21 protein-coding genes and 3 pseudogenes are annotated in these 24,950 nt (G+C 41.0%); 18 read left to right on the forward strand and 6 right to left on the reverse strand.

Translation table 11 applies throughout. From position 1 onward, the window contains the following. The 3 genes and pseudogenes from HWQ43_RS17215 to HWQ43_RS17225 all read right to left on the reverse strand — a co-directional run. The coding region (locus tag HWQ43_RS17215; protein WP_292736219.1) for a hypothetical protein at nucleotides 1-434 on the reverse strand (434 nt) is incomplete at its 3' end. A gap of 377 nt (nucleotides 435-811) precedes the next feature. Further along, nucleotides 812-4,758, reverse strand: a pseudogene (locus HWQ43_RS17220) (AAA family ATPase). 400 nt (nucleotides 4,759-5,158) lie between these two features. Then, complete coding sequence (locus tag HWQ43_RS17225; RefSeq protein WP_292736315.1) at nucleotides 5,159-5,956, reverse strand: peroxiredoxin-like family protein; 798 nt, start codon at nucleotides 5,954-5,956, stop codon at nucleotides 5,159-5,161. Nucleotides 5,957-6,221: 265 nt separating this feature from the next. Between HWQ43_RS17225 and HWQ43_RS17230 the strand changes: the two genes are divergently transcribed. The 10 genes and pseudogenes from HWQ43_RS17230 to HWQ43_RS17275 all read left to right on the forward strand — a co-directional run. Then, a complete protein-coding gene (locus HWQ43_RS17230) occupies nucleotides 6,222-6,419 on the forward strand; it encodes an NblA/ycf18 family protein (RefSeq protein WP_292736222.1) in 198 nt (65 codons plus the stop codon). 573 nt (nucleotides 6,420-6,992) lie between these two features. After that, complete coding sequence (locus HWQ43_RS17235; RefSeq protein WP_094350800.1) at nucleotides 6,993-7,421, forward strand: hypothetical protein; 429 nt, start codon at nucleotides 6,993-6,995, stop codon at nucleotides 7,419-7,421. 571 nt (nucleotides 7,422-7,992) lie between these two features. Further along, nucleotides 7,993-9,351: an amino acid permease gene (locus HWQ43_RS17240; RefSeq protein ID WP_292736227.1), complete on the forward strand. Its 1,359-nt coding sequence runs from the start codon at nucleotides 7,993-7,995 to the stop codon at nucleotides 9,349-9,351. Nucleotides 9,352-9,451: 100 nt separating this feature from the next. Continuing rightward, nucleotides 9,452-10,114 carry a methyltransferase domain-containing protein gene (locus HWQ43_RS17245; RefSeq protein ID WP_292736230.1) on the forward strand — a complete coding sequence of 221 codons (663 nt, stop codon included), beginning with the start codon at nucleotides 9,452-9,454 and terminating at the stop codon, nucleotides 10,112-10,114. Nucleotides 10,115-10,358: 244 nt separating this feature from the next. Further along, nucleotides 10,359-11,168 carry a glucose 1-dehydrogenase gene (locus HWQ43_RS17250; protein ID WP_292736231.1) on the forward strand — a complete coding sequence of 270 codons (810 nt, stop codon included), beginning with the start codon at nucleotides 10,359-10,361 and terminating at the stop codon, nucleotides 11,166-11,168. A gap of 62 nt (nucleotides 11,169-11,230) precedes the next feature. Next, nucleotides 11,231-12,634 carry a glycoside hydrolase 100 family protein gene (locus HWQ43_RS17255; protein ID WP_292736234.1) on the forward strand — a complete coding sequence of 468 codons (1,404 nt, stop codon included), beginning with the start codon at nucleotides 11,231-11,233 and terminating at the stop codon, nucleotides 12,632-12,634. Nucleotides 12,635-13,148: 514 nt separating this feature from the next. Beyond that, the gene (locus tag HWQ43_RS17260; RefSeq protein ID WP_292736236.1) at nucleotides 13,149-13,451 is read left to right on the forward strand and encodes a hypothetical protein; all 303 of its coding nucleotides are present in this window, start codon (nucleotides 13,149-13,151) and stop codon (nucleotides 13,449-13,451) included. A gap of 103 nt (nucleotides 13,452-13,554) precedes the next feature. Beyond that, nucleotides 13,555-14,022: a hypothetical protein gene (locus HWQ43_RS17265; RefSeq protein WP_292736239.1), complete on the forward strand. Its 468-nt coding sequence runs from the start codon at nucleotides 13,555-13,557 to the stop codon at nucleotides 14,020-14,022. A 490-nt stretch (nucleotides 14,023-14,512) separates the two neighbouring features. Next, nucleotides 14,513-14,722, forward strand: coding sequence for an NUDIX domain-containing protein (locus HWQ43_RS17270; RefSeq protein ID WP_292736317.1), 210 nt, complete (start codon nucleotides 14,513-14,515; stop codon nucleotides 14,720-14,722). A 112-nt stretch (nucleotides 14,723-14,834) separates the two neighbouring features. Next, nucleotides 14,835-15,062: pseudogene (locus HWQ43_RS17275) on the forward strand (DUF938 domain-containing protein); the annotation flags it as partial. A gap of 385 nt (nucleotides 15,063-15,447) precedes the next feature. On the opposite strand, the gene HWQ43_RS17280 reads toward HWQ43_RS17275, so the two are convergent. Further along, complete coding sequence (locus HWQ43_RS17280) at nucleotides 15,448-17,712, reverse strand: glycoside hydrolase family 10 protein (protein ID WP_292736242.1); 2,265 nt, start codon at nucleotides 17,710-17,712, stop codon at nucleotides 15,448-15,450. 205 nt (nucleotides 17,713-17,917) lie between these two features. Between HWQ43_RS17280 and HWQ43_RS17285 the strand changes: the two genes are divergently transcribed. Then, a complete protein-coding gene (locus tag HWQ43_RS17285) occupies nucleotides 17,918-18,379 on the forward strand; it encodes a DUF3592 domain-containing protein (RefSeq protein ID WP_292736245.1) in 462 nt (153 codons plus the stop codon). 18 nt (nucleotides 18,380-18,397) lie between these two features. On the opposite strand, the gene HWQ43_RS17290 is transcribed toward HWQ43_RS17285, so the two are convergent. Beyond that, the gene (locus tag HWQ43_RS17290) at nucleotides 18,398-18,661 is read right to left on the reverse strand and encodes a Precorrin-3B methylase (protein ID WP_292736248.1); all 264 of its coding nucleotides are present in this window, start codon (nucleotides 18,659-18,661) and stop codon (nucleotides 18,398-18,400) included. 542 nt (nucleotides 18,662-19,203) lie between these two features. Here HWQ43_RS17290 and HWQ43_RS17295 point away from each other — a divergent pair. Beyond that, nucleotides 19,204-19,620 carry a response regulator gene (locus HWQ43_RS17295; protein WP_292736251.1) on the forward strand — a complete coding sequence of 139 codons (417 nt, stop codon included), beginning with the start codon at nucleotides 19,204-19,206 and terminating at the stop codon, nucleotides 19,618-19,620. Here the strand turns inward: HWQ43_RS17295 and HWQ43_RS17300 are convergent, their stop codons facing one another. After that, nucleotides 19,621-20,019, reverse strand: a complete 399-nt coding sequence (locus tag HWQ43_RS17300; protein WP_292736254.1) for a DUF6335 family protein — start codon at nucleotides 20,017-20,019, stop codon at nucleotides 19,621-19,623. It abuts the gene before it with no gap. Between the two features lie 486 nt (nucleotides 20,020-20,505). Here HWQ43_RS17300 and HWQ43_RS17305 point away from each other — a divergent pair, with 486 nt between their 5' ends. From HWQ43_RS17305 to HWQ43_RS17330, 6 genes and pseudogenes are all read left to right on the forward strand, one after another. After that, nucleotides 20,506-21,603 (forward strand): DJ-1/PfpI/YhbO family deglycase/protease, encoded by a 1,098-nt coding sequence (locus tag HWQ43_RS17305; protein WP_292736257.1) that lies wholly within the window; start codon nucleotides 20,506-20,508, stop codon nucleotides 21,601-21,603. A 113-nt stretch (nucleotides 21,604-21,716) separates the two neighbouring features. Continuing rightward, the gene (locus HWQ43_RS17310; RefSeq protein WP_292736260.1) at nucleotides 21,717-22,415 is read left to right on the forward strand and encodes an SRPBCC family protein; all 699 of its coding nucleotides are present in this window, start codon (nucleotides 21,717-21,719) and stop codon (nucleotides 22,413-22,415) included. Between the two features lie 35 nt (nucleotides 22,416-22,450). After that, a pseudogene (locus tag HWQ43_RS17315) lies at nucleotides 22,451-22,604 on the forward strand (glutathione-dependent formaldehyde dehydrogenase); the annotation flags it as partial. A gap of 115 nt (nucleotides 22,605-22,719) precedes the next feature. Beyond that, complete coding sequence (locus HWQ43_RS17320) at nucleotides 22,720-23,109, forward strand: hypothetical protein (RefSeq protein ID WP_292736261.1); 390 nt, start codon at nucleotides 22,720-22,722, stop codon at nucleotides 23,107-23,109. A 180-nt stretch (nucleotides 23,110-23,289) separates the two neighbouring features. Beyond that, the gene (locus tag HWQ43_RS17325; RefSeq protein ID WP_292736263.1) at nucleotides 23,290-24,459 is read left to right on the forward strand and encodes a zinc-dependent alcohol dehydrogenase; all 1,170 of its coding nucleotides are present in this window, start codon (nucleotides 23,290-23,292) and stop codon (nucleotides 24,457-24,459) included. A 100-nt stretch (nucleotides 24,460-24,559) separates the two neighbouring features. Continuing rightward, the gene (locus tag HWQ43_RS17330; protein WP_292736265.1) at nucleotides 24,560-24,901 is read left to right on the forward strand and encodes a cupin domain-containing protein; all 342 of its coding nucleotides are present in this window, start codon (nucleotides 24,560-24,562) and stop codon (nucleotides 24,899-24,901) included. Nucleotides 24,902-24,950 lie beyond the last annotated feature (49 nt).

Here is a 24,950-nt window from a genome sequence, read left to right on the forward strand (position 1 = left end):
GAAATATTGGTATCCGCCAGAGATTTCATTTGTAATTCTTCTTCTTCCTCTGGTAATGCTTCCCGTTGTAGTGAAATATTGGTATCTGCCAGAGATTTCATTTGTAATTCTTCTTCTTCCTCTGGCAATGCTTCCCGTTGCACAGACTGTTTACTTACAGGCTCGCTCATCGTCTGCATCACTTGCTGTGCTACTCTATCAGCTTCCTGCTCGTAAATATCTCCTGGCTGGTTAACCGTGAGTTTTGTTTGTGGACGCAGTGACATTCGACTGATGTCGTACATTAAAGGTAAATTTCGCGATCGCACCTCATTTGTTGCTTGTGATGAAGCACCAGAGGACTCTGAACCAAAACCACGTGTTGGTTGTTTGAGTGCAGGTATTGAGAAGGAAGCAGTGGTAGCTTTTTTGGGCTGGCCTATGCGTTCTCTCATTTTTTCTCCTGAGCCTAAGCAGTAGGTGGATAAATATTTTGCTATTACTAACATCTAGAGTACAGCGATCGCACTCATCAAGCAATTCACCCTACACCGTAGCCTTAAAAAGGGGAGCCAGCGCGGTCTTCTCCCAAAGGGAGAGGCTAGCGCCAAGGGGTCTCCCCAAGTGGAGCGACTGGCGTGGGTTAGGGGGGATCTAAAAGTGCCTAAGGTAACAGCTAAACACTTTTCAAACACCCTCTAAACTAATTCTTGCTATTAGAGGTTATTTGAAAAGTCTAATTTATTACTTGCCTCGGCAATTGGAAATCGCGGCTACGGAAGCTTAACATGCGAAGGCAGGTTAAAAACTCTTAGGGGACTTCCGCGACACCTTAAAATACTGGAATCTCAATGACAAATTCTGTTCCTTCACCAAGTACAGAATTGCAAATCAAACTTCCATCATGGGTTTCCTCAACAATTTGACGAGCGATCGCTAATCCTAATCCTGTTCCTTTGCCAACCTCTTTGGTTGTAAACAAGCGATCGAAGATCCGCGTTCTAATCTCCTCTGCCATCCCCTGACCGCTATCTTTCATCCGAATTATTACTGTTTGTTCGTCACTAGATACTTCAGTTTGAATCAGTATTTGCTGATGATCGGTTTGCACCTCGGCAAAAGAACGCCCCTCAATGGATGCATCTAAGGCATCAATTGCATTTGCGAGGATATTCATAAATACTTGATTTAGCTGTCCTAAAAAGCACTTAACAGGTGGTAATTTTCCATATTCGGTGATGACTTCAATTGCTGGACGTTTTTCGTTAGCTTTGAGGCGATACTTCAAAATTAACAAGGTACTCTCAATTCCTTCATGGAGGTTACAAGCAACTTTTTCGGCTGTATCGGCTCTGGAGAAGGTGCGAAGACTGGTACTAATATCTTTAATCTTTTGTGAAGCAACCTTCATCGAACTTACTAGCTTTGGTAAATCTTCAATCAAGAATTCTAGGTCAATTTCTTCGCCATGCTCAATGACTGCGATCGCAGGAGTGGGATGATGTTCTTTAAACACTTGGATATAGGCGAGTAAGTCTTGAGTATACTCTTCGGCATTGTGGAGGCTACCTTCAAGAAATCCAATGGGATTATTAATTTCATGTGCCACACCTGCAACCAAATTGCCCAAGGTTGCCATTTTTTCGTTTTGCACCATTTGTAGTTGGGCTTGCTCAAGTTCTTGCAGCGATCGCTCTAGTTGATGAGCATAATTCTGGTATTCTTGATAAAGGCGGGCATTTTCTAGAGAGATGGCGGCTTGAGCGCATAGCAGTTGGATAACTTCGATGCGATCGCGAGTAAATGCAGCAATTGTCAGTGGATTTTCTAGATATAGTAGCCCGATGATTTTCCCCTGGTTTAATATTGGCGTACACAACACACTCTTAGGTTGTTGCTGCATGAAATATGGATCGGCGATAAAATCAGTTTGTGCTGTTGCATTATCCAAAACAACAGTTTTTAAGCTGCGTTTGACAAAGTTAACGAGTGTAATGGGAATGTCTTCGCTGGTTGACAATGGTACAGATAGTAGGGTGACTCCTTCATTAATAGTGGCTACAGCTTCAATCACTAAATTTTCCTGTTGAAGTACAACTAATGCAGCTTTTTGTGCCCCGGCATTTTCCATCACCACTTGCAAAAGTTTAGTCAGTAATTGCTCTAATTGAATTTCACTGGAGAGAGCTTGTGAGGCTTTCAATATTGTGGACAAATCGAGGGCTTCAGAAATACTGCTACTAGAAAGTTTTGTCTGGATGGTTTGATTTGGGAATGATGATATATCGACAGTTGAACTTAGTTTAAAGTTATTAAGTTGCCCTTGTAAGATGGGAATAAGCAGTTGAGGATAGCGTTTTTCTAAGTCTTCAGTTTTAGCTTTAGCGCCCCAACGAGCATAGCAGTAATAAGCTTCTTGCATATAAACTTGGGCGATTTTTTCTTTGTCCCAGTCGAGGTAAAACTTGGCCGCTAGCTCATTACTCAAGGCTTCTTCTTGGATATATGCATTTTCTTTAGCTAGAGTTATGGCGCGATCGTACAGTTCCATACACCAATATTTAACTGATTAACAATCTCAAAAATTCTCTCCTCCTGCTTTTTAATCGGGATTTTGCTTAATAGCAGTTGGCCAATTTGCAGATGGATGGATTGCTTTTTTGACTCAGGGATCAACGCATAAGCTGCTTGTTGAATGCGATCGTGTAAAAATTTATAGTTTACAGTTAGCGAACTTTGGATTAAATCCTGTATTTCCCGCCCAACATAAAACTTATAAACTTCACTTCGGGGCAAAATTAATCCCTCTTGTAATCCTTTCCAAAGAGATGTTGCGGTTTCGGTTTCAGAATCTTCACAAACAATTGCCAATGTCGCCAAATCAAATTGATTACCAATACAAGCTGCTAATTTCAAAACATTCTGCGTTGATTCTGGTAATTTTCGCAACTGCAACACCATAAAATCAACCACATCATCTGTCAGGGCTAACGCCTTCATCTGGGCAATATCACACTGCCAGCTACCGCTATTTACATCAAATTTAATTAGCTGGTCTTGATGAAGGGCTTTGAAAAATTGCGTACTAAAAAATGGATTGCCCTGAGTTTTCTGATATACTAATTGGGTTAATATTTCTGTAGTTTCTAACGAACAGCTTAGAGTATCGGCAACTAGTTGATTTAAACTGGCTTCACTGAGCGGTGCTAATGTAATTTTGTTAATAGTAGCATTAGCTTTGGCAATTTCATCTAATGTCAACATTAATGGATGGGCAGCAGAAACTTCATTATCCCGATAAGCTCCAATTAATAATAAATATCCTGAGTTTGACTCATTCATTAGTAGCTGGATCAACTTCATCGATGCAGAATCTGCCCACTGTATGTCATCTAAAAAAATGACTAGGGGATGTTCTTTGGTAGTGAATACTTGAATAAATCTTTGTAATAACAAATTAAACCGATTCTGGGCTGCATTTGCTGAAAGTTCCGTTGCAGTTGGTTGTTGACCAATAATTTGTTCTAGTTCAGGAATTACCTCAAGAATGACTTGCCCCTGATCCCCCAGCACTTGTAAAATTTTATTTTTCCAAGTTGACAACTGGACATCGCTTTCACTCAGCAATTGCCCCATTAAATCTCGAAACGCCTGCACAAAAGCAAAGAAGGGAATATTCCGATTAAATTGGTCAAATTTGCCTTTAATGAAGTAGCCCCGCTGCTGGACAATGGGTTTGTGAACTTCGTTAACAACTGCTGTTTTACCAATACCAGAAAAACCAGCCACCAGCATTAATTCTGTCTGATTGTTGGTAACGCGGTCAAAAGCTTTGAGCAGAGTTTCAACTTCATGCTCACGACCATAGAGTTTTTCTGGGATAATAAAGCGATCGCACACATCCCGTTGAGCAATTGGGAAACTCGCAATTTTACCCGTTGACTTCAGTTGAGCTAAACAATTTTCTAAATCATATTTTAGCCCGAATGCACTCTGATAGCGGTCTTCAGCATTTTTCGCCATCAGTCTCATCACGATGTCACACAGAACTTGAGGAATCTGTCCCCCTAAAAGTGGTGGAAGTTTGGCAATGTGACAATGTACCAATTCCATCGGATCGTGCGATTTAAATGGTAATTCCCCTGTTAGTAATTCGTAAAAAGTTACACCTAAAGAATAAAAATCAGTCCGGTAATCAATCCCCCGATTCATTCGTCCAGTTTGCTCAGGAGACAAATAGCCGAGTGTCCCTTCTAACACATTCGGACTCATCAGGATTTGAGTTTCCCGTGGCAACAGAGATGCAATACTAAAGTCAATTAACTTAACTTGTTTAGTTTCTGGATTAATTAAAACATTGGCGGGTTTAATATCTTTGTGAATAATCCGATGAGAAATTAGAATATCTAATGCATTACACAGAGCGATCGCTAAAAGTAAAAACTCTTGTAAAGACACCATATCTAGCGTCTGGTAAGAAGCAAAATAATCTTTGAGAGAAATCCCACCAAAATCTTCCATTACCAACGCATAACCATTTTGATACGCCTCCAGACTGTAAGTTTGGACGATCACAGATGAGTTAAGATTTTTGGCAATTGTGTACTGATTGCGAAACTGCAACAGTTCGCTGAAACTAGGATATGAATTTTTTAGCAGTTTAATCACGACAGGTAATGAGTCAGTTTCTCGATACCCCTGATAAACTATGGTTCTAGAACCATTGTAGATTTCCTTAGTTATGTAGTATCCGGGAATACTGATAAAAGTGCTGACCATACTACTGAACCTTGGTGATTTCTCAATTTATTGTTCCCAAATCAGTAACGCCAGTTCATGTGTGTCTTTTGAGATAAATCACAGGTGCGAATCATAGCAGTGGATGGAACTAGACATCTTGCAATAGTAACTTTTGCAAGATGTCGGGGAAAGGGTAAAGCTTACTGGGTTTGGGGAAATTCCATTCCTTTCCCTTTTACCCCTTACCCGAATGGCACTAAGAAAAGATACAACCCTTGCTCTGACTGGTTCCCTGCCTCTAGGCAGGGAACCCATTCTGGAAGAGCTGCCGCCTCCAGTAGCTTGACAAGAAGCGGAGCGTCTCCGGCTCCGCTCCTGAATTCTGGATTCTTCTTCAAACTTTTGTTGTGTTAGATATTATTGAAATAGCAATTAGGAATTAATGAGTTGAAGTAAAACTATCCGTTTCGATCAAGGATAAGAATGATAAGGGCTGACTCATATTAGCAGCAAAGCCCAGAATTCCTGGATCTCGATGTTCGTAAAGTAACTGGCCTTTGGCATCAAACAGAAAAGTTCCACCACGCTGAGTTAAGTAGGCAGAATTAGGTACATAAGTATTCCAATTGCTGAGAACTTCCACCATATTTCGCAGCCGTAGAGTAGCTAATTCAAAGGGACGTTGAAACCCACTTCCGCCAGCTAATTGGAAAAACGAGCCTTGAAAAGCAGGTAAAGGAGTACCTTGAATAATTTCATCATCTTCAATGAGTTGAGGGGCTTGACGATCGCCCTTGTATCCCCGAAAAACTTCTCTTAGCGTTCCAGGACTTCCAAACCCTGCACACATTAACACTAGATTTAGCCAAGCTTTCTGAGCAGGGGAAAGTCCAGCCAGAGGTAGATTCAGGCCTGAATAAAGTTTGAGTTGGTGATGTAGTTCTCCATTAGGTTCAACAAATAAATTTTCAGGTGGAAATCCTGTATATTCACAGAATCTTGTCCCAGAGGCGCGATTACCAATTCCCACTGCACGAATAGCGAGTTTTTCATCTGACAATTTTTTAGCTTCGCGCTGTAACCACCACGCATATTCAAGACTATCAAAATCCCCAAGTTGAGGCCAGACTAAAACAAGGATATATGAGGCAGTCTCGCAATTTTCTAGTAGGGGGCGGGTCATACCATCACTAACACGCTGAAGTCTGGTCTGATTAAGGATAGTGTAAGGATTCATCACAAATGATTACTCGGATATTTAGGGTATCAGTGACACAGAATGTACTAAAGCATTAATATGCCATCATCTCCGTTTTGTAAATATTTTGTTATACTAGTTAACAGAAGTTCATATTTAGGTTTGACACCGCTAAGTAAAGGAATACCCAGTAGGTCGCTTGATGAGTGTATTACTGCTAACGGCAGCTAGATATGAATGCTTCTTCTCAAGATTGCCAAAATTGACCCTTTAGTTTTCGCCTAGTTCGGCGATTAATCCTGCGATGAATCAACCCATTACATTATCTTTAGAACAAGAATTTAGCCTTAGAACTTTTGCTGACCAAGTGCAGCAGATGTCCCGCGAACAAGCTCAAGAGTTTTTGCTTATGCTCTATAAGCAGATGATAATTCGGGAAACGACTTACCAAGAATTACTCAAACATCACTGGGAACTTGATTCAGACTCAATGTTGGGCTAAAGCATACAAGCAAATAAATGTTTTGAATTTAGCAGCGACAAAGAAATATTGGTAGAAACGGTGTGTCGCTGGGAGCTTGAGAGAGTGCTGGAATATACTAGTATAAGTTCCTTTGCACTCCAATTGAGCTGATGTCTGCGTAAAAGTGACTTTACAGCAGTTTTCATGTATTTGAACCATACCTGTCGTAGGGGCGCAAGGCGTTCATACGTGTCAACTTAAGCCTTAGCGAATGGAATTGCCTGCGGCACACTGCGTGAACGCGGCTACACAGGCAAAGTCCGCCTCCGCGGACTAAGGTCAAATCAAAGTTTTGAAACCCACGGAGGTGGGTTTTGTTTTTTTAGACGCGGTTTCTAACCGCCCATTTCGCGTCAAGTTGACACCAATGAACGCGTTGAGATGACAAACTTATACTAAAAAAACTCTCAGTTAAAAAAGAGTATCTGCTTCAATTGGCTCTATAGATAGAGAAATATCCTGAGCAAAACTGGTATACTTACAAGTTTTAGTAGTAGCATTTTTTGAATAGAATTAAGAGATTAACCTGGTATTTTTATAAGCCTTGGTAGTATGAATATGGAATTTTTTAACAGGATTCCTTTGATGCCTTTAGTATTACTCTTATTGGCTTACATTCTCCTGGGATGGTATCTCGCTGCTAATCATATTATTTGGTTAGTAGGAGCTTTTGTTGTTGCTATGGTTATAGCTGTAGTACGAAAGAGCTTTTCTTGGTTCGAGCGTTTAGTTGAGTTTGGATCGAAAACTTTAGTTGTCATCTTATTTTTAAGTATCTCAATTGCTTTAGTAGCAACTTGGTCGATATTATTAAGACTCTTTATTATCCCCTTAGCCACTACGCTGTTAGCTGATTTGGAAATGCGCTTTTCTGGCTGCAATAAACTGGATTCATTTTGGATTATAACTGTCCTAGCTGTGTTGGGTTTGGTAGTAGGTGAAGTAATAGATATTTTACTTTTTCCCAGTAGCAGATACTAAAGAATTAGGGGTAAAAAGTTGATATTTTATTAATTAACAGCGCAGGAATGTGCATCCCTACTTAATTCAAACTATGGAGCGATCGCTGTCTGTAGTACAGCAGGGTGTAAATAAAGCATCCATTTTAAATCAATGAAACGTTTGCGGTATAAAAATTAGCGTACGGGTACCAGCTTTTTAATCAAAAAAAGCACAATTACTCCTTATAAATCAATCATACTTTAGATGAATATAAATCTCACTAGTGGAAGATGTTATACCAATTGAGATTTCCTATTTGCAGAATGTTGTCTAGCAAGAGAATTTAGAGCGATGCCTACGGCGGCAAGCTACGCAGGATGCTTAATCTTAAAGTGGCCGGATGAATATAATTTGCAATTTGCTCTATCACTGGTGACTGTCACTTTCTCATCACATTTATTGTTAACCATAGAAGTACAGGTAAAACAGTGACTTAAGGTCTTATTGAATTGTGAGTTCCCAAATCTGGAGTACATAGATGATTCCTCTGTTGAACAAAGACTATAAAACAAAGCCAAAAGTCCCAACTCAACACTAATAAGGAAGTAATGTGAGTAGACGTAAAAACTACAATTTGGTCGATCGGACAACATCAACTGAAGTAGCAACACCTAAACCATCCCTGACATTACCAGACGCAGTGTCTCTAATTGTCGGTATTGTCATCGGAGCGGGGATTTTTGAAACCCCGGCTCTAGTGGCCAGTCAAGCAGGTAGCGATATTGCTGTACTGCTTTTTTGGCTAATGGGTGGTGTGGTATCTCTGGTAGGAGCGCTGTGCTATGCAGAGTTGGCCACTGTCTATCCCGATGTTGGTGGTGTCTACTATTATTTGAAACGTGCGTTCGGGCGGGGAGTCGCCTTTTTATTTGCCTGGGCGCGGATGACAGTGATTCAAACTGGTTCCATTGCTCTATTGGCATTTGTTTTTGGCGATTATGTTTCTCAGATATGGCGGCTAGGCACGTTTTCGTCTTCTATATATGCAGCCATAGCGATCGCACTTTTAACTGCTTTGAACATCGTCGGTTTGCAACAGGGTAAGTGGACACAAAACTTGCTGAGTGCTGCGAAAGTTCTAGGTTTGTTGCTGGTAGTAATTATTGGGCTTACGGCCATTCCTAATTCTGCTGTCCCTGTAGAATCTGCATCATCGGGAACCTGGGGACTAGCGATGGTGTTTGTTTTGCTATCTTACGGCGGTTGGAATGAAGCGGCTTACATCTCCGCAGAAATTCAAGATGGACGACGTAATATTGTGCGATCGCTAATGTGGAGTATTGGTATTATCACCGCCATTTATCTGCTAATCAATCTGGCTTACCTGCGGGGACTAGGATTAGCAAACATGGCACAGTCGGAAGCAGTAGCCGCAGATTTAATGCGCTCTCTTTGGGGCGCACCGGGAGCCTTATTTATTAGTGTATTGATTGCGATCGCTACTTTGGGAGCAACCAACGCCACAATCTTTACCGGAGCGCGTACCAATTACGCACTGGGACAGGATTTTTCGCTATTTGGTTTTATGGGACACTGGAAACAGCGTCCAAGTAGTCCCACCTATGCCTTATTCTTGCAAGCTGCGATCGCCTTAGCACTGGTTTTTTTAGGCACGCTCACCCGCAAAGGCTTTGAAACAATGGTGGATTACACTGCCCCGATATTTTGGTTCTTCTTCCTGCTTTCCGGCATATCCCTGCTGGTATTGCGCATCCGCGAACCCCACATAGTTCGCCCTTTCCGTGTGCCATTTTATCCTCTCACTCCATTACTGTTTTGCGCCGTCTGCGGTTACTTGCTTTATTCCAGCTTGGCTTATACAGGTGTGGGAGCGATCGCAGGTGTTTTAGTGGTGGCAGCAGGTATTCCCCTGTTGTTCTGGAATAACTACCGTCAAGGTAGGACTTAATACAATTTTGGATTGTGCAACCTAAACCGCACACAATAAGCAATTCAAAATTTTCTGACTATCAGTTATTTTACTAACTACTCAATCAAGGAGAAAATTCATGAACTTCAAAAAAATTCTGTTTTTATTAGTTACAGGCGTTAGTGTTACCAGCTTGGGAATTGCTGGGTGTACGCCACAACAACAAGATTTGGAAGCTGGGACACAACAACCTTCTACTTTAACAGGCCAGACCGAAACCGAAACACCATCGGCGACAACTCCCACAACTCAAGTCCAAGAACGTCCTGGAGATGTTCCTTATGTACCTACACCACAGCCAGTAGTAGATGCAATGTTACAAGTGGCAAAAGTGAATAAAAATGATGTACTTTACGACCTTGGTAGTGGCGATGGAAGAATTGTTAATACTGCAGCACAAAAGTTTGGTACGCGCGGTATCGGCATAGATATTAACCCCGAACGTATCCAAGAAGCTAATGCTAATGCCCAGAAGGCAGGAGTAACCGATCGCGTCAAGTTTGTCCAACAAGACTTGTTCACCACTGATTTTAGTGAAGCAACAGTAGTTACACTTTACTTACTGCCAGAGGTCAATGCCAAACTCTGTCCCAAGCTCTTGAGTGAACTCAAACCTGGGACTCGCATTGTTTCCCACGCCTTCGATATGGGCGATTGGAAACCACAGCAGACTCTTAATGTAGAGGGCAAAACTGTTTACTATTGGGTAGTCCCTGAACAAGTGCCAGCGAATTTGCGATAGGGATTAATACTAATTCGTAATTAAGAGGCGTCAGATTCAAGTATAAGTTTCTATCTCTTGAATCTGTAGCCTGATTTTTGAGAATTGTTTTCATAAATTCAAAATTATCAAATACCTATTTTTTTACTTTAAATTATCTCCAATGAGGGTTGACAATACCAGATTTAGATATATAGAAAATAATCTAAAATCCCAAATTGTTTGACAGGTACAAATTCAAATAAGGGCAGCTTAAGGAGGAAATATGATAGGCTTAAAAGGAAAGAATGCTTTAATTACAGGTGCAACTTCAGGTATCGGTCAGGCGATCGCTATCAGACTCGCTCAAGAAGGGTGCAACATCGCCATCAATTACCGCAAAGACCCAGATGCCGCAGCAGATACAGAAGAGATGGCATTGCAAAAATCCTGCGGAAATATCGAAAATTGTGGTGTGAAGTCGCTGCTACTTCAAGGAGATGTCTCCCAAGAATCAGACATTGTTGAGATGGTCAACACCGTAGTAAAGGAATTTGGCAGTTTAGATATTCTAGTTAATAATGCTGGCATTCAAATAGAAAGTCCATCCCACGAAGTTACCACAGCAGACTTTGACCGAGTAATTGCAGTCAATCTCCGGGGTGCTTATCTCTGCGCCCGTGAAACTATTAAACACCTCCTGTCTGTTAATCGTCCAGGAGCGATCATTAATATTTCCAGCGTTCACGAAATTATTCCGCGACCGATGTATATCAGTTATTCCATTAGCAAAGGCGGGATGGAAAACCTCACCAAAACTTTAGCTTTGGAATATGCAAACCTTGGTATTCGTGTCAACGCCATTGCCCCCGGAGCAACAATCACGCGAATAAATCAAGCCTGGATAGATGATCCTGAAAAAAAGGCGATCGTGGAAAGTCACATCCCAATGGGGCGTGCTGGCTCCTCAGAGGAGATGGCAGCCGCAGTAGCTTTTTTAGCTTCGGATGAAGCCGCCTACATCACCGGACAAACGCTATTTGTAGATGGTGGATTGACTCTATATGCTGACTTCCGAGAATCTTGGTCAGCTTAAGGTTAGGCTGGCGTACTTTCCACAATTAAGCCGATATATACCATTAGTGGAATTAAACGCCCATGACTAGTACGATCGATAAGAACAGTCAGATGGAAGCAGAAGCCTGGGAATTATTGGAAGACTCGATAATTTATTACCAGGGAAAACCCATCGGTACTGTAGCCGCCAAAGATGCGGAGGCAGATGCACTCAATTATGACCAGTGCTTCCTCCGCGATTTTGTCCCTTCTGCCTTAGTGTTTCTCATGCACGGCAAAGCAGAGATTGTGCGTAACTTCTTAGTAGAAACACTGAAATTACAAAGTCATGAAAAGCAGATAGACTGCTTTGAACCAGGAGCGGGATTAATGCCTGCCAGTTTCAAAGTACACTCTAATGGGAATGAGGAATTTTTGGTCGCTGATTTTGGTGAACTAGCGATCGCTCGTGTTCCCCCGATTGATTCTTGTATGTGGTGGATTCTCTTGTTACGAGCTTATGAAAAATCTACAGGCGATTTGTCACTAGCGCGTCAGCCAGATTTTCAAGCCGGCATCAAACTAATTTTGGATCTTTGTTTAGTACATCGGTTTTCCATGTACCCAACAATGTTAGTTCCCGATGGCGCGTTTATGATTGACCGTCGCATGGGAGTTTACGAACATCCTTTAGAAATTCAGGTGTTATTTTACGCGTCTTTGAGGGCTGCTGGTGAATTGCTGTTACCAGATGGGGATGGCGATGCTTACCTTGGCAAAGTTAATAGGCGATTGGGATCTTTGAAATATCATATCCGCAACTATTATTGGCTTGACCTGAAGCGATTGGGGGAAATCTATCGTTACAAAGATAACGAATTTGGTAAAGAAATTGTTAATAAATTCAACATCAACTCAGAATCAATTCCTAGTTGGTTGACCGAGTGGTTGCCCGAAACTGGAGGATATTTAGCGGGAAATTTGGGGCCGGGACGGATAGATTTTCGCTTTTTTGCTCTGGGAAATTTGATGGCGATCTTAACTTCCTTAGCAAGCGAAAAAGAATCTCAAAGCATTATGAATTTATTCGCCCAACGTTGGCAAGACTTAATCGGCTATATGCCTGTTAAAATTTGCTTTCCCGCAATGGATGGTTTAGAGTGGAGAATTGTTACAGGATGTGACTCTAAAAACAGGGCTTGGTCTTATCACAACGGCGGTAACTGGCCGGTTTTGCTGTGGTTATTTACTGGTGCGGCACTAAAAGCAGGTCGAACAGAACTTGCTCAAGCAGCGATCGCTATTGCCGAAAGGCGTTTATTTAGAGATAAATTCCCGGAATATTACGATGGCAACAATGGTCGTTTAATTGGCAAAGAAGCCCGAATTTATCAAACTTGGAGCATTGCGGGATTGTTAGCTGCTAAAAAGTTGGTAGAAAATCCAGATTACTTAGAATTAATCAGTTTTGCAGAGGGTCTCGAAGTTCCAGGCTGTAGCATTTAGGTAGATTGTAGAGACGGCGATTCATCGCGTCTCTTCCCTGAACCCAACAGTATTGAGTAGTCAATACCTCGCAAAGTTTTACTCCAAAAATGATTTAGTGATGTAATTATACAGGGTGTTTCTGCTAACTAGTACAGTGGGCGCATAAATCCACCTACCATCTCAATTCATCAGACAATAGGCAGACAAGTTGTTTTGAGCAACTGGTTAGAGCTAGGCAAACTTCCGGCTGTACTAGCTATACTGACGTAACATTACAAGCGGTTAAACTTTTAGTAAGTATAAGTTAGTAAATAGTATATTTGTACCATAAGAATCTTGATTAAAAGGTTGCAGCGATCGCACAGCTTACTTCTCTATGAGAGAGTACGCCAAGGAGTGACCCTGCCTCGAATACCCTTCTCAAATACCCGATAACTGATACACTATATTGTAAGAGGTATCTGAAGTGTCATACTTAGTAATATCACCAGATAGTCTTTGCATAATTAGCACGTTTTAACGTGTATTAACCATGAAAAATACTTCAGATTTAATTCCAGAATTTGAAAAACTATTCAGACAAAAATTACAACTAAATAATTGTAAACTTAGAAAGAAAAGACAAGAGAATAATTATGAAATTATTACTCCAGCTAAAGACATCTTTTTAATGTATTGGTCTGAGTTTCCAGAAGTTAACTTAATATATCAGGCTGTAGGGGTACGCACTCAGCAGACTAGTGTTTATGAACGAGCTATCCGCTCCCACATTAGTTCTAGTTTGAGTAGTATTCAGGAGAATCCTCACTCTGAATCACCATTATTGGTGAATTAGCTGACGCTCAGATAACACAGACAATATTTACCAAGCTCTCGCCAGTTTTGTTATATAACTGACGAGACTTGATCGCCGAAAATGTGTTGGTCGAGAGATAAAAATGCAATCCGAAAAAAATCAAGATCAGCTAGATTATAAAACCTTGTTAGCCAATGCAAAGCAAGCCTTAAAAGTTGAATATCAAAAATCAGCTGCTTTAGCATCCCAACTGAAAGCCATTAAAACTCAGTTAGAACAAGTTTTGGCTGAAAACAAAACTCTCAGAGAAAGTGCCTATGAAGATGTAGTTAAGCACTTTGAGGCGCGTACTCAAGCAGCAGAAGCACTGGCACTAAAAACAGAAGTACGCCAAAAATTCCTGGAAGCGAATGGTTGTAAGGATGATGAGAGCTTCGATGCTCTATGGGATATTATTAAAAATAAGATTCAAATCCAAGACAGTGAGGTGAGAATCGTTGCTCAAAATGGTACTCCTAAGTTCACGTTAACAGGCAGCATGATGACTTTGAGAGATTTTATTCAATCCCTCAAACAAGATCCAATCTGTGGAAAATTTTTCTTGAGCTAGAGAGCCAAATTCATGAAAGCCTCTGGCTAAAAGCAAACTAAAGATTGTAGTCGAAAGTTATTTATCTTCGTCTCCGGGCGACCGTTCGATTTGACTTTGTTGGGCATTCCACTCCAAAGCAATGCACTCCTAATAGTTCTCAGTTAAGGGGAAAAGGGGAAGGGAAAAGGGAAAGAAAAAACCTTTAACTCTTCCCCTTTTCCATTTTCTCAAAACCCGATTCGGAATCACAAATTCACAAAGCGAGAAGTATTGAATTCACTCCAACATTTCAGATTGCGTACAGTTGTTAACATTGGCGTATATTTTAATCAGTTAATTCAAATTTCAGAGAGATTAAATGATGATATAAGATGATGAAATACTCGACATTGTAGACGAAAATGATTACGTTATTGGGCAGAACAAACGTTCGGAAATATATCGCCAAAGACTATGCAATTTTAGAGTTGTCAATGCTTTTGTTATTAATTCATTAGGTCAACTGTGGATATCTCGTCGTTCTGCACACAAAAGTATCTTTCCCCTTTGTCTTGATGTGAGTATGGGGGGTTATGTTGAAACCGGAGAAACCTATGAAGATGCTCTACAACGTGAACTTAAAGAAGAGTTTAACTTTATGAAATCAAATCAGATTGTAGCCCAGAGTACAATAAAAATTATTTTATTGAAAGTTTTTGGTTATCGCCTGATGATTTAATAAAATGGTTGTATGATGGTGAGTCTGCAAAAAGTGACTTGTTCAAACTTGTGCAAATATTTTATCAAGATTAAGTAGAGTTCTTCGTTTGATATTTGTTCACATTAAAGCAGGAGATATCCTCTATTTATATGGTCCTTTCAAACAAGGTGGAGAACATACATCTGCGAGTAATGCAGCTTTTGACGAATATTTACGCACTGAAAACCCAGAGTGGGGTGTGCGTAACTTGGATGATGTTGTAGCAGTAGCTAGGGAACAAAATCTGATCTTGCAACAGATTTACCAAATGCCAGCTAATAATCTTTCAGTAGTATTTCAACGTTCTACTTGTGATTGACTTTTATTGGGCTAAAAGCCTTTACGTTTGGGTTAAGGGTTATTGGTGTCAATAATTGGTCTTTCAAGACGCGATAAATCGCGTCTCTACATCAGGGTTTGACCATTGTTTGCGTAAATTTTGGGTTAACTATAGCGCAATACGGTTCAGTTAAGGCTAAAACTCTTTATCAAAGTCAAATGTTTAACGAACCGCAGAGGCGCAGAGGAAACAGAGAGAAGAGAAAAAAATGCTTAACCCAAGCGTATTGAACTATAGCGCTTCTCGAATGGAAGCAATACATTTTGACCTCTCTCCAAACCTCTATCCTAAAATTAGGTCTGTATTTCACACAATTGAGAACCGCTATAAACGCTATCTGAGTAAGCAAGTCTTTACTTTCTTCTTACCGCCGACTGCGAAAACCCTGTTTACCATTAACTTGGTCAAAGAGTACATCGTATTTATCAAACAAGGCGATTCCAGGATTTACAAATATAGTCAGTTCTGTTTGTGGCGAGATACTCAAATTCCAGCGATTAAATCCGTCACGGGTTCCTGGTGTCAAACTGTAATCAAAAATGCCATTAATTCCTACTTTCACAGCATTTGCTGATCCTAATACTCCGGGTTTGAGTTTACCTGCTGTAGAAGCTGACTTGAATACAGTCAAACCATTAATAGTTCCAGTATCAGCGATCGCTCTGCTATTACACAAATTTTTTGCAGAACTCCCAGCAAGAGTTAAACAAACTTTACTTAGTCGAGAGTCCCATCTTTTACCGGGTACACCACTAATTTCGGGTTGTTGACTCCAAGAAGCCATTTTGAAACCTGATTGATTCTCGGCAGTTAAACCGAGAATTAGGCTGCCATTGTTGTTATTACCACCATTACCAACGACAATAAATCCGTTACTCAGATTTCCTGATAATTTTCTCAACGGGTTATAGGGAAGTGATTTTTCAAAATAGTTAACACCGACAATTCCCGAAAATGGTACACCATTATTTGCTGAACATTTAGGTTTTTGGGCAGTACATTGGCGACTAGTAACAATCTGTACAGGAACAGGTTCGGCGGTGGGAATCAAACCAAATCGGACATTAGTGTAAACTAATTCTCCTTGCAGGATAGTACCATCACTTAATACCTCCTTGATATTTTGACCTGTTCTTTGGATCGGAGAATTACCTAAAAACTCTTTGGGAACTCTTAGCCCTGCTGACCCTGTATCTAATAAAATACGTTTTGGTTGACCATTTGCGATCGCAACTTCCAAAAAATAGCCGCGAATACGTTGCCCAAGGGAAGGTTTTGGATATAAAGGTAAGCTTACGGTGTTAAAAGTTGACTTGCGGGGTGTATTTTGCGAGATATCGCGCAACGCTGAATTTGGGAAAAGAGCCGCAAATGCAGACTGGCGTTGCGCTGCTGGTTCAGGGGCAATATCCCAAAGGCTTTCGTAGTAGAAAAAGCCGATACCTAAACCGCGTTGTTGCACTGCTTCTACCTGGGATTTGATTTGTGGGATGGCAACTGGGCGATTTCGTAACCCCGCCATAATCCCGATACCAGTTGGGATGATTTGTTGGGTTTCTAAAATTTCTGGGCGGGTAATTTGAGCGATAAAACTTTCCAAATCATTACGGTACACCTGCATCACCAACTCATCGACAATACCCAACCGTACCCAGTTGAGCCAATCTTGCAGTTGCATTTTATAGGCGAAATTATAGTAATTAGGAGCAACTGAAAAAATGGCATTCGGTTTTCTGGCTTTCACAGTTTGGTAAAGGTCTACCATGAATGCAGTAATTTTATCTGCCCGCCATTTTATCCATGCTTGGGCTTGGGGGTTGGGTGGTGGAGGATTCCCAGTTTCTTGAGTATATAAATTTATCGTGTACTTATCGTAACCAAAATCCACAGGTAAACTCATATGGTCGTCAAATTGAACGCCATCAGCATTGTATTTAGCGATCACTTCCACGACAAGTTCCCTGATAAAATTTTGCACTTCTGGGTGAAAGGGATTCAACCACGCTACTTCACCCGCAGCACTAATTGAAGTTTGCGTCCCATCCCCTTTTTGTGTTAACCAATCTGGATGCTGCGATGCAAGTTCCGAAGTTAGAGGAACCATAAAACCAAATTCAAACCAGGGTATTGCTAGTAACCCTTGGCTGCGGGCTTGAGTGATAATGTCTGCAATTACATCTTGTCCATCTGCTCCCTTAAAGAAAAAAGGTATCCCCTTTTTCTGCATGATGGCACTGGGGTATTGTGTATAACCATCATTCCAAACTACGGGATAAACGGTATTAAAGTTTAACTGCCGCAGTTGGCTCATAGCTGCTTGCACCTGTGAACGATTTCTGAAAACGCTAAAATCGTTACCACTTAGCCATACTCCCCGAATTTCCTGACGAGGTTGAAGAGGTAGTTGGGCAACGGTAGGGGCAAAGCTGTTGAGTAGCAATACCAGAAAGAATGATATCAGACATAATAATGGCAGCAGACGTTTTTTCAAAGGCCACGGTGATGTCTCTTGACTCGCTAAGTGTAGCTTGCTTAGACCTACTAGTACTCGTCTGTGTACAGGCTTAAATAGTAAGTTAATTAGAGTTGCATTAATTTCTCTGCTTTTTTCCCAAAACTGAGTTGTCATTACTTCTACTTACTAAATGAGGTTAATTAGTTATATTTAATACTATAAAAACGTTAAATTACTGCATCAGTTTTCTGATGGAGTAATTTAGCTGCAAGATAGTTGACGCAGTTATAAGGTTAGTAGTGCCAAATAGAAATGTTTCAAATGTAAGCTGTAGTCGAGATGCTGTGATGAAATTTATTGTTGTGCGATCGCCAAACCTATGAATTTCAAACCTCACCAAAACACTTTTGACGAGAAACTAAGCGCAAGTATTGGGCTGGCCATTGGATTGCTGTTCATTGGGGGAGGTTTTTGGGTACGTAACATAATCGCCCACGAAGGTGCAACGCTAAACGAAACACGTGGTACGGTGGTAGACAGCATCAGTCGTCGCGATCGCAGCAGTACGAACAACAATGAGCAAAAAGAAACCTATGCGCCAGTTATCGAGTTTCTAGCTAACGGTAAACACACTCGCTTTACAGGCAATTATGAGTCTTACCGCTCCAGCAAAGGCCAGATGGTGGTGATACGTTACAATCCGAAACAACCCATAAGTACTGCGCGTGTGGTGAATCCGCTGGAAGGTTTAGTACCTTGGGGAATGTTTGGTATGGGTGGGTTAGCTGTGGTTTTCAGCGTGGGCACACTTTTGCCTATACGCTGGTCTTCAGGTGGGTAACTATAGCATTAGATATATTTATGATTTTCGTGCTGACTTTGGCGGCGTTCTATGGGCGCCAAAATATTTCTCACTCCGGTAACGCAACCACACCCGCAACACTTGCGGAATCTGGTCTTTTTGTTCTTTAGTCAGGGTGTTGTAAAGGGCTAAGGCGCGATCGCGTTCGCCCCGACAAGCTGCATTGTTGTGAGCATCCCAATAGCTGCGGGCTACTCGAATCCGCGGACAGACTTCTTTAATCAGTGCGTCTCCCGTAAGTGGAGTGTCTTGCTTGGTCATACTCAAATGCTATAAATTTCTAATGTCATCCTAGCGAGTCAGATTCATCTTGACAATTGCAAATAATCCAATCAAAAATACTGTGTTTTAGAAGCATTCATATCGGAGTGAATACTCATCAGGTTCCCAAGCCTAGCTTTCGTCATCCAAACTGACTCCTGAACTCTGAATTCTGCTGAAAATCGAGATAATTGAAGACTTTCTCCTGACGCTTGAATTTCATTTGTGCGAAGTGGTCTTCCAGTAGGAAAATAGATAAAGCAGTAGTGACCATCAAGCTATATGTTTGAAATTATGGTGTTAAATTATTTCTTGTTAAAAAAGCCTGCTTTGGTATCTCATCAATATTCCGATCGCATCAATCTACTTTTGTAAATCCAAAATTTGCTCTCAAATAAGCTCTAATGGGTGTAAAAGTCATAATAATTCGTAATTGATAATGACGCTTGCGGAGTCGCTAACGTAATTCGTAGTTGTAATCCCTGCTTGCTCTCTACTCTTTTAATTACTAATTACGAATATAGCAAGGAAGGATAAATAAAATGTCATTTATTATGCAAACTTCTGGAACTCTTAGTGGTTTAGATATCTTGGTAGTTGAGGATGATGATGATACTCGGTTTTTTATCACTACTGTCTTGGAAATGGATGGAGCAACAGTTATAGCAGTGATATCAGCAGCAGATGCACGTAATGTATTGTCCGAATTGCAACCCGATGTTTTAATTAGTGATATCGGGTTGCCTGGGGAGGATGGCTACACTTTTATCTCCAAATTCCGTGCCCTTAAACCAAATAATGTTGGACGAGTCCCGGCTATTGCTTTAACAGCCTTTGCTGATAGTGAGGCTCGGATTCGGGCTTTAGAAGCTGGCTTTGACACTCATGTATCTAAACCGATTGCTCCAGAAGAACTAGTGGAGATAGTCGCTAATTTGGTTGCTTCGTGTAATTGGTAATTATTCTCCTCGGTCTTGATAATCTTCAGAAGACTTTGGATCTAACTCCCAGCGATCGCCATCACGATCCTCTAAAATATCGTTGGTATGCAGAAACTCAGAATCAGCCATTTCTAGCCCCACTGCTGCTTCTAAGTCCTCAGTTACATTTTGATCAGGAGTGGAAGTACTACCACCAACAGCTTCATCTCCAACTGCATCGGCATCTTGCCAGTAAGCATCAACATCCCCACCAGTCAGTTCAGGACTAGTTTCTGTGTACTCGTCTCTTTCTGCTTTTATTGAGCGTCCGCCAATATTGTATCCTGGCAAGTCTTTCACACCAGTACCGTAGGATTCGGTAATCTCTTGTGGCAAATCATTAGTTTTAATTTTGTCATTATGATTTTTTTCTGCCATGATACTAGCCCTTTTCTGCATTCTCACAATAACGTTTTCCTGTTACAAATTTGTCTAACTAGAGGTGTATAACTTATAAAATAATCTATCCCCTGGGTACGACGCTAAACTAGCGATCGCGCCATAAGATTGTAGCTATGAATTCATGGTCTAATGAACTTGTAGTTGGAAGTTATGAGTTAGAAGTTATTCAACCGAAATGACTCATGAGCGAACTGATAACTCATACATAGCTATTTTCTGTTTGAAAAAAGAGGAAATCAAAAATAAATAAGTTTTATAAGTTTAGCATTTAAATTTAGTGTTAAATTTTTTAATTAACTAAATGCTAAATAATAAAAAATTTAAATAATTTTGAGTTGCAAATACGGACAAAAAGTCAGTAATTCAGAATTATTTATTTAGGAGAAAATCTGGCTCTTTAACTGTCTTTAATCGATAAATATTGTTGTTTGTAGCCTAATTAAAGGGAACATAATACCATCTATGACTGAACATAACAATCACTCCGCTAAGAAAAAAGTTGCTATCCTCATTGAACAAGCAGTAGAGGATGCAGAATTTACAGTTCCTTATAATGGATTCAAACAAGCAGGAATTGAGGTAGTAGTCCTTGGTTCCCGAATGAATGAAAAATATAAGGGTAAACGCGGCAAACTGAGCATACAAGCTGACGGTACCACAACGGAAGCGATCGCAGCCGAATTCGATGCAGTGGTGATTCCAGGCGGCATGGCTCCCGATCAAATGCGGCGGAACATCAACACAGTGCGTTTTGTCCAAGAAGCTATACAACAAGGGAAATTAGTTGCTGCTGTTTGTCACGGGCCACAAGTTTTGATTGAAGGCGACTTGCTCAAAGGTAAACAAGCCACTGGTTTTGTTGCTATTGCCAAGGACATGATTAACGCTGGCGCAAATTATTTAGATGAGTCGGTAGTAGTTGATGGGAATTTAATTACATCTCGTGAACCTGGAGACTTGGCAATTTTCACCACAGCTATTTTGAGCCGTTTGGGTTATGGTGGCAAAGATGCTGCATTGCCAAATGAAAAAGACACAAGTGCTGAATGGTGGAAGCTGGCTGATGCTTGGGGTGGCTCAACTAAAGGTGAGATCACCAAAGGTTTAAATAATGCCCTTGCTGGTGAACGTTATTCGCTAGAAGCATTTGAAAACTACTTGCAAAAGGAATCAGATAACGAAGTTAACTCCGTCTTTCAAGAAATAATTACTAATAAACAGCGCCACATTCAAAAACTGGAAACCTATCTTCAGTTATTGAGCGAAAAACCCTCTTTAGGGGCAAATATTGCCAATCAGTATGCCAAGGTGAAAACTGCCTTAACTGGAAGTGATGATATATATCAGTTACGTTCTGCTTTAGGTGATGTGCAAACTGGTATCGGCGATATTGGCAATTTGTCTGCAATGTTCACCGACCCAGTAGCAACTGCTATTTTCAAAGAAATTTACCAGAATTTATTGAAATACGAACAACGATTGGTAGAACTGTATTGGGCGCGGCTAGGCGCTCAGATTCAGCCTCCTAAGCCGACTACCGGGGCTGCTGTATCAATGTAAGGTTGTAAGGTTTTTTGATAGACGGCTACCGAAGAGGCGCAAATAACACACAGATAGAAAGAAGAGGGTATTTGCGCCTCTCTGGTGAATTTACAGTAATGGAGATATAAAAAGTGACTTCAACATCAGGGGATAAATCAAGTACAAACCAGCCGGAAGCTAGTGAAGTAGAGCGTTGGGCATCTCTTATTGGTGGCGGTGCAATGGTGCTAATGGGTTTAAAGCAAGGTTCATTGCGGGGAGCGCTGACGGCTTTAGCAGGTGGTGGTTTGATTTATCAAGGTGCAACCAAGCAAAGCACAATCCAGAAAGCACAGGAAGCAATCGGGATAAACCAACCCATCAAAGTTGAAAAAACGGTAACAATTAATAAATCGGCAGAAGAATTATATCGCTTTTGGCACAACTTTGAGAATCTGCCTACATTTATGAAGCATCTCAAATCTGTCAAAGTGCATAACGAAAAACGTTCTCATTGGGTTGCCAATGCACCCTTGGATAACAGCGTGGAATGGGATGCAGATATTCTCGAAGACCGGGAAAATGAATTTATTTCTTGGGCTTCTGTAGAAGGTGCAGACGTTGATAATTCTGGTTTTGTCCGCTTCACAAAAGCACCAGGCGATCGCGGCACAGAAGTCAAGGTTGTTTTGGAGTATAACCCACCAGGTGGAGCGTTGACAGCTACCGTAGCTAAACTTTTTGGTGAAGAACCAGAACAGCAAATTGGTGATGAATTACGCCGCTTCAAAATGTTAATGGAAGCAGGCGAAATTGCCACCACCGAAGGTCAAGCAACTGGACGCAAGTAGTTGCGATGATTAGCGCCCCAAAAGCGATTAATAGCGATCGCTTTGCCAAACGCCTGAAAATGGCGAAAAAGTTTGCCAAAGCAAAAGTGATTAACTTACGAAGAAGTTAATGCTGGCGAAGTGTTGAAACAGATAACTGGTGGTTATGGCCCCGATGCTTGCATCGATGCTGTTGGTATAGAACACCATCACATTTTTCAACAAAAAAAGGATAACTATATCAAAGTTATTCTTGAACCTGAATGGTGAATAGTCATTCAGTCTTTTGAATTGTACACCCAACATAATGCAATTGAGGTTTTTTATGAATCGAGTAATTTCATGGCTGCGAAATATTCGCATTTCCCAAATCGTTGTAGTTTTTCTCGTAGGATTTATGTTCTTACTGGGTCAGGCTTTTAGCTACACTAACATAGCACTGGCTGACGTTAAAACTCCAGAGGGTACTTATTACAAAGGAACACCAAATGAGCAAGGTGAAATTAGAAACGATACCCAAATAAATAATACCCAAAAATCACAAAACCCAATCAAAAGCACTGTTGATAATATCCGCGAAAAGTTAAACTTGGATGAAAAACCTCCTGAAGCAACAAAAGAGTTTTTTGATCCTAGTACAAAGAGAACCGGAGATGAAACTTCATCATTAAGTAAAACTAGAGAAGGTTATTATCGCACTCCTTCTAGCAACTAACTAAGAGGTAGCAGCTAGACGGTCAACAAATTTTGGATCGAGATTGTTGACTCATACATTGTTGAACAACTTTTTAGCGGTTACTGAGACGCGATAACTATCGCGTCTCAAAATCAAGTTAAATTTAGTATTTACCTTGATATGAATGCTCCGAAAATTATAACTAAGGACTAAATAATTATGAAAGCAGTTTGCTGGCATGGAGCAAATGATGTGCGGGTAGAAACGGTTCCTGACCCCACAATTCTTAACCCGCGTGATGCCATTATTAAAATTACTTCCACAGCAATTTGTGGCTCTGATTTGCATATTTACAATGGTTACATACCTTCAATGGAAAAGGGTGACATCCTTGGCCATGAATTCATGGGGGAAGTTGTAGAACTTGGAAGTGCAGTTAAAAATGTGAATATAGGCGATCGCGTCGTTGTTCCCTTCACCATCTCCTGCGGTAGCTGCTTTTTCTGCAATCGGGATTTATGGTCGTTGTGCGATAATTCTAACCCCAATGGTTGGTTAGTAGAAAAGCAAATGGGCTATTCGCCATCAGGTCTATTTGGCTACTCTCATTTATTTGGCGGTTACGCTGGTGGTCAAGCAGAGTATGCACGAGTGCCCTTTGCCGATGTCGGCTTGTTCAAAATACCCGATGGTTTAACGGATGAGCAAGTACTATTTTTAACAGACATTTTCCCCACAGGCTATATGGCAGCTGAGAACTGCAACATCCAACCCGGTGATATTGTCGCCGTTTGGGGTTGTGGCCCAGTCGGACAATTCGCCATTAGAAGCGCATATATGCTAGGTGCAGAACGGGTAATTGCCTTTGACCGCGTTCCCGAACGTCTGCAAATGGCTAAAGAATACGGCAAAGCTGAAGTTCTCAACTACGAAGAAGTGGATGTAGGCGAAGCACTCAAAGAAATGACTGGTGGTCGTGGCCCCGATTCTTGCATTGATGCAGTGGGAATGGAGGCACACGGCACAGATTTTATGGCGATGTACGATCAGGTAAAGCAAGCAGTACGTCTAGAAACAGACCGTCCGACGGCATTACGACAAGTAATTGTGTCTTGTCGCAAAGGTGGTCACGTATCAATTCCGGGTGTATATGGTGGCTTTGTAGATAAAGTGCCGATGGGTGCTGCGATGAACAAGGGTCTAACCTTGAAAATGGGACAAACACACGTCCACAAGTATCTAAAACCTTTGCTAGAACACATCCAAAACGGTGATATCGATCCAACATTTATCATCACTCACAGCTTACCTTTAGAACAAGCGCCCCACGGCTACGAAATTTTTAAGGAGAAGAAAGATAACTGTATCAAAGTTGTACTCAAACCTTAATGGGGGGCAGAGGGCAGGGAGCAGAGGAGCAGAGGATAGTAATCAATGCTTAATCCCCATTCCCCATGACCAAAGTTAAAACTATAAAGAGGCAAAAAATATGTCTGATACAACTGTTAGCAAAGTAGACTCTAGTCATTCTCCAAAAGGCCAACTTGGTCAAAAATATCTTGCATCTGGCAAAAATATTTCCATGCGTCTGTGGGAAAATGAACAACCGAACGAATCTAAAGAGCCAACAGCACGCGAATATGAAACTGTTGGTTATGTAATCAATGGTCGTGCTGAATTACATATTGAAGGGCAAATGATTTTACTAGAACCTGGGAGTTCTTGGATAGTACCAAAAGGAGCTAGCCACACCTATAAAATTCTAGAACCATTTACTGCTGTTGAAGCAACCAGTCCACCCGCTCAAGTTCACGGGCGAGACGAAAACTGATTTGCAGTTATTTGAAATTTGGCGATCGCTAAAAGCTAAAAACTTATAG

Origin of the sequence: Nostoc sp. JL31, assembly GCF_017114965.1 — a bacterium.
Classification (GTDB): domain Bacteria; phylum Cyanobacteriota; class Cyanobacteriia; order Cyanobacteriales; family Nostocaceae; genus Nostoc; species Nostoc punctiforme_A.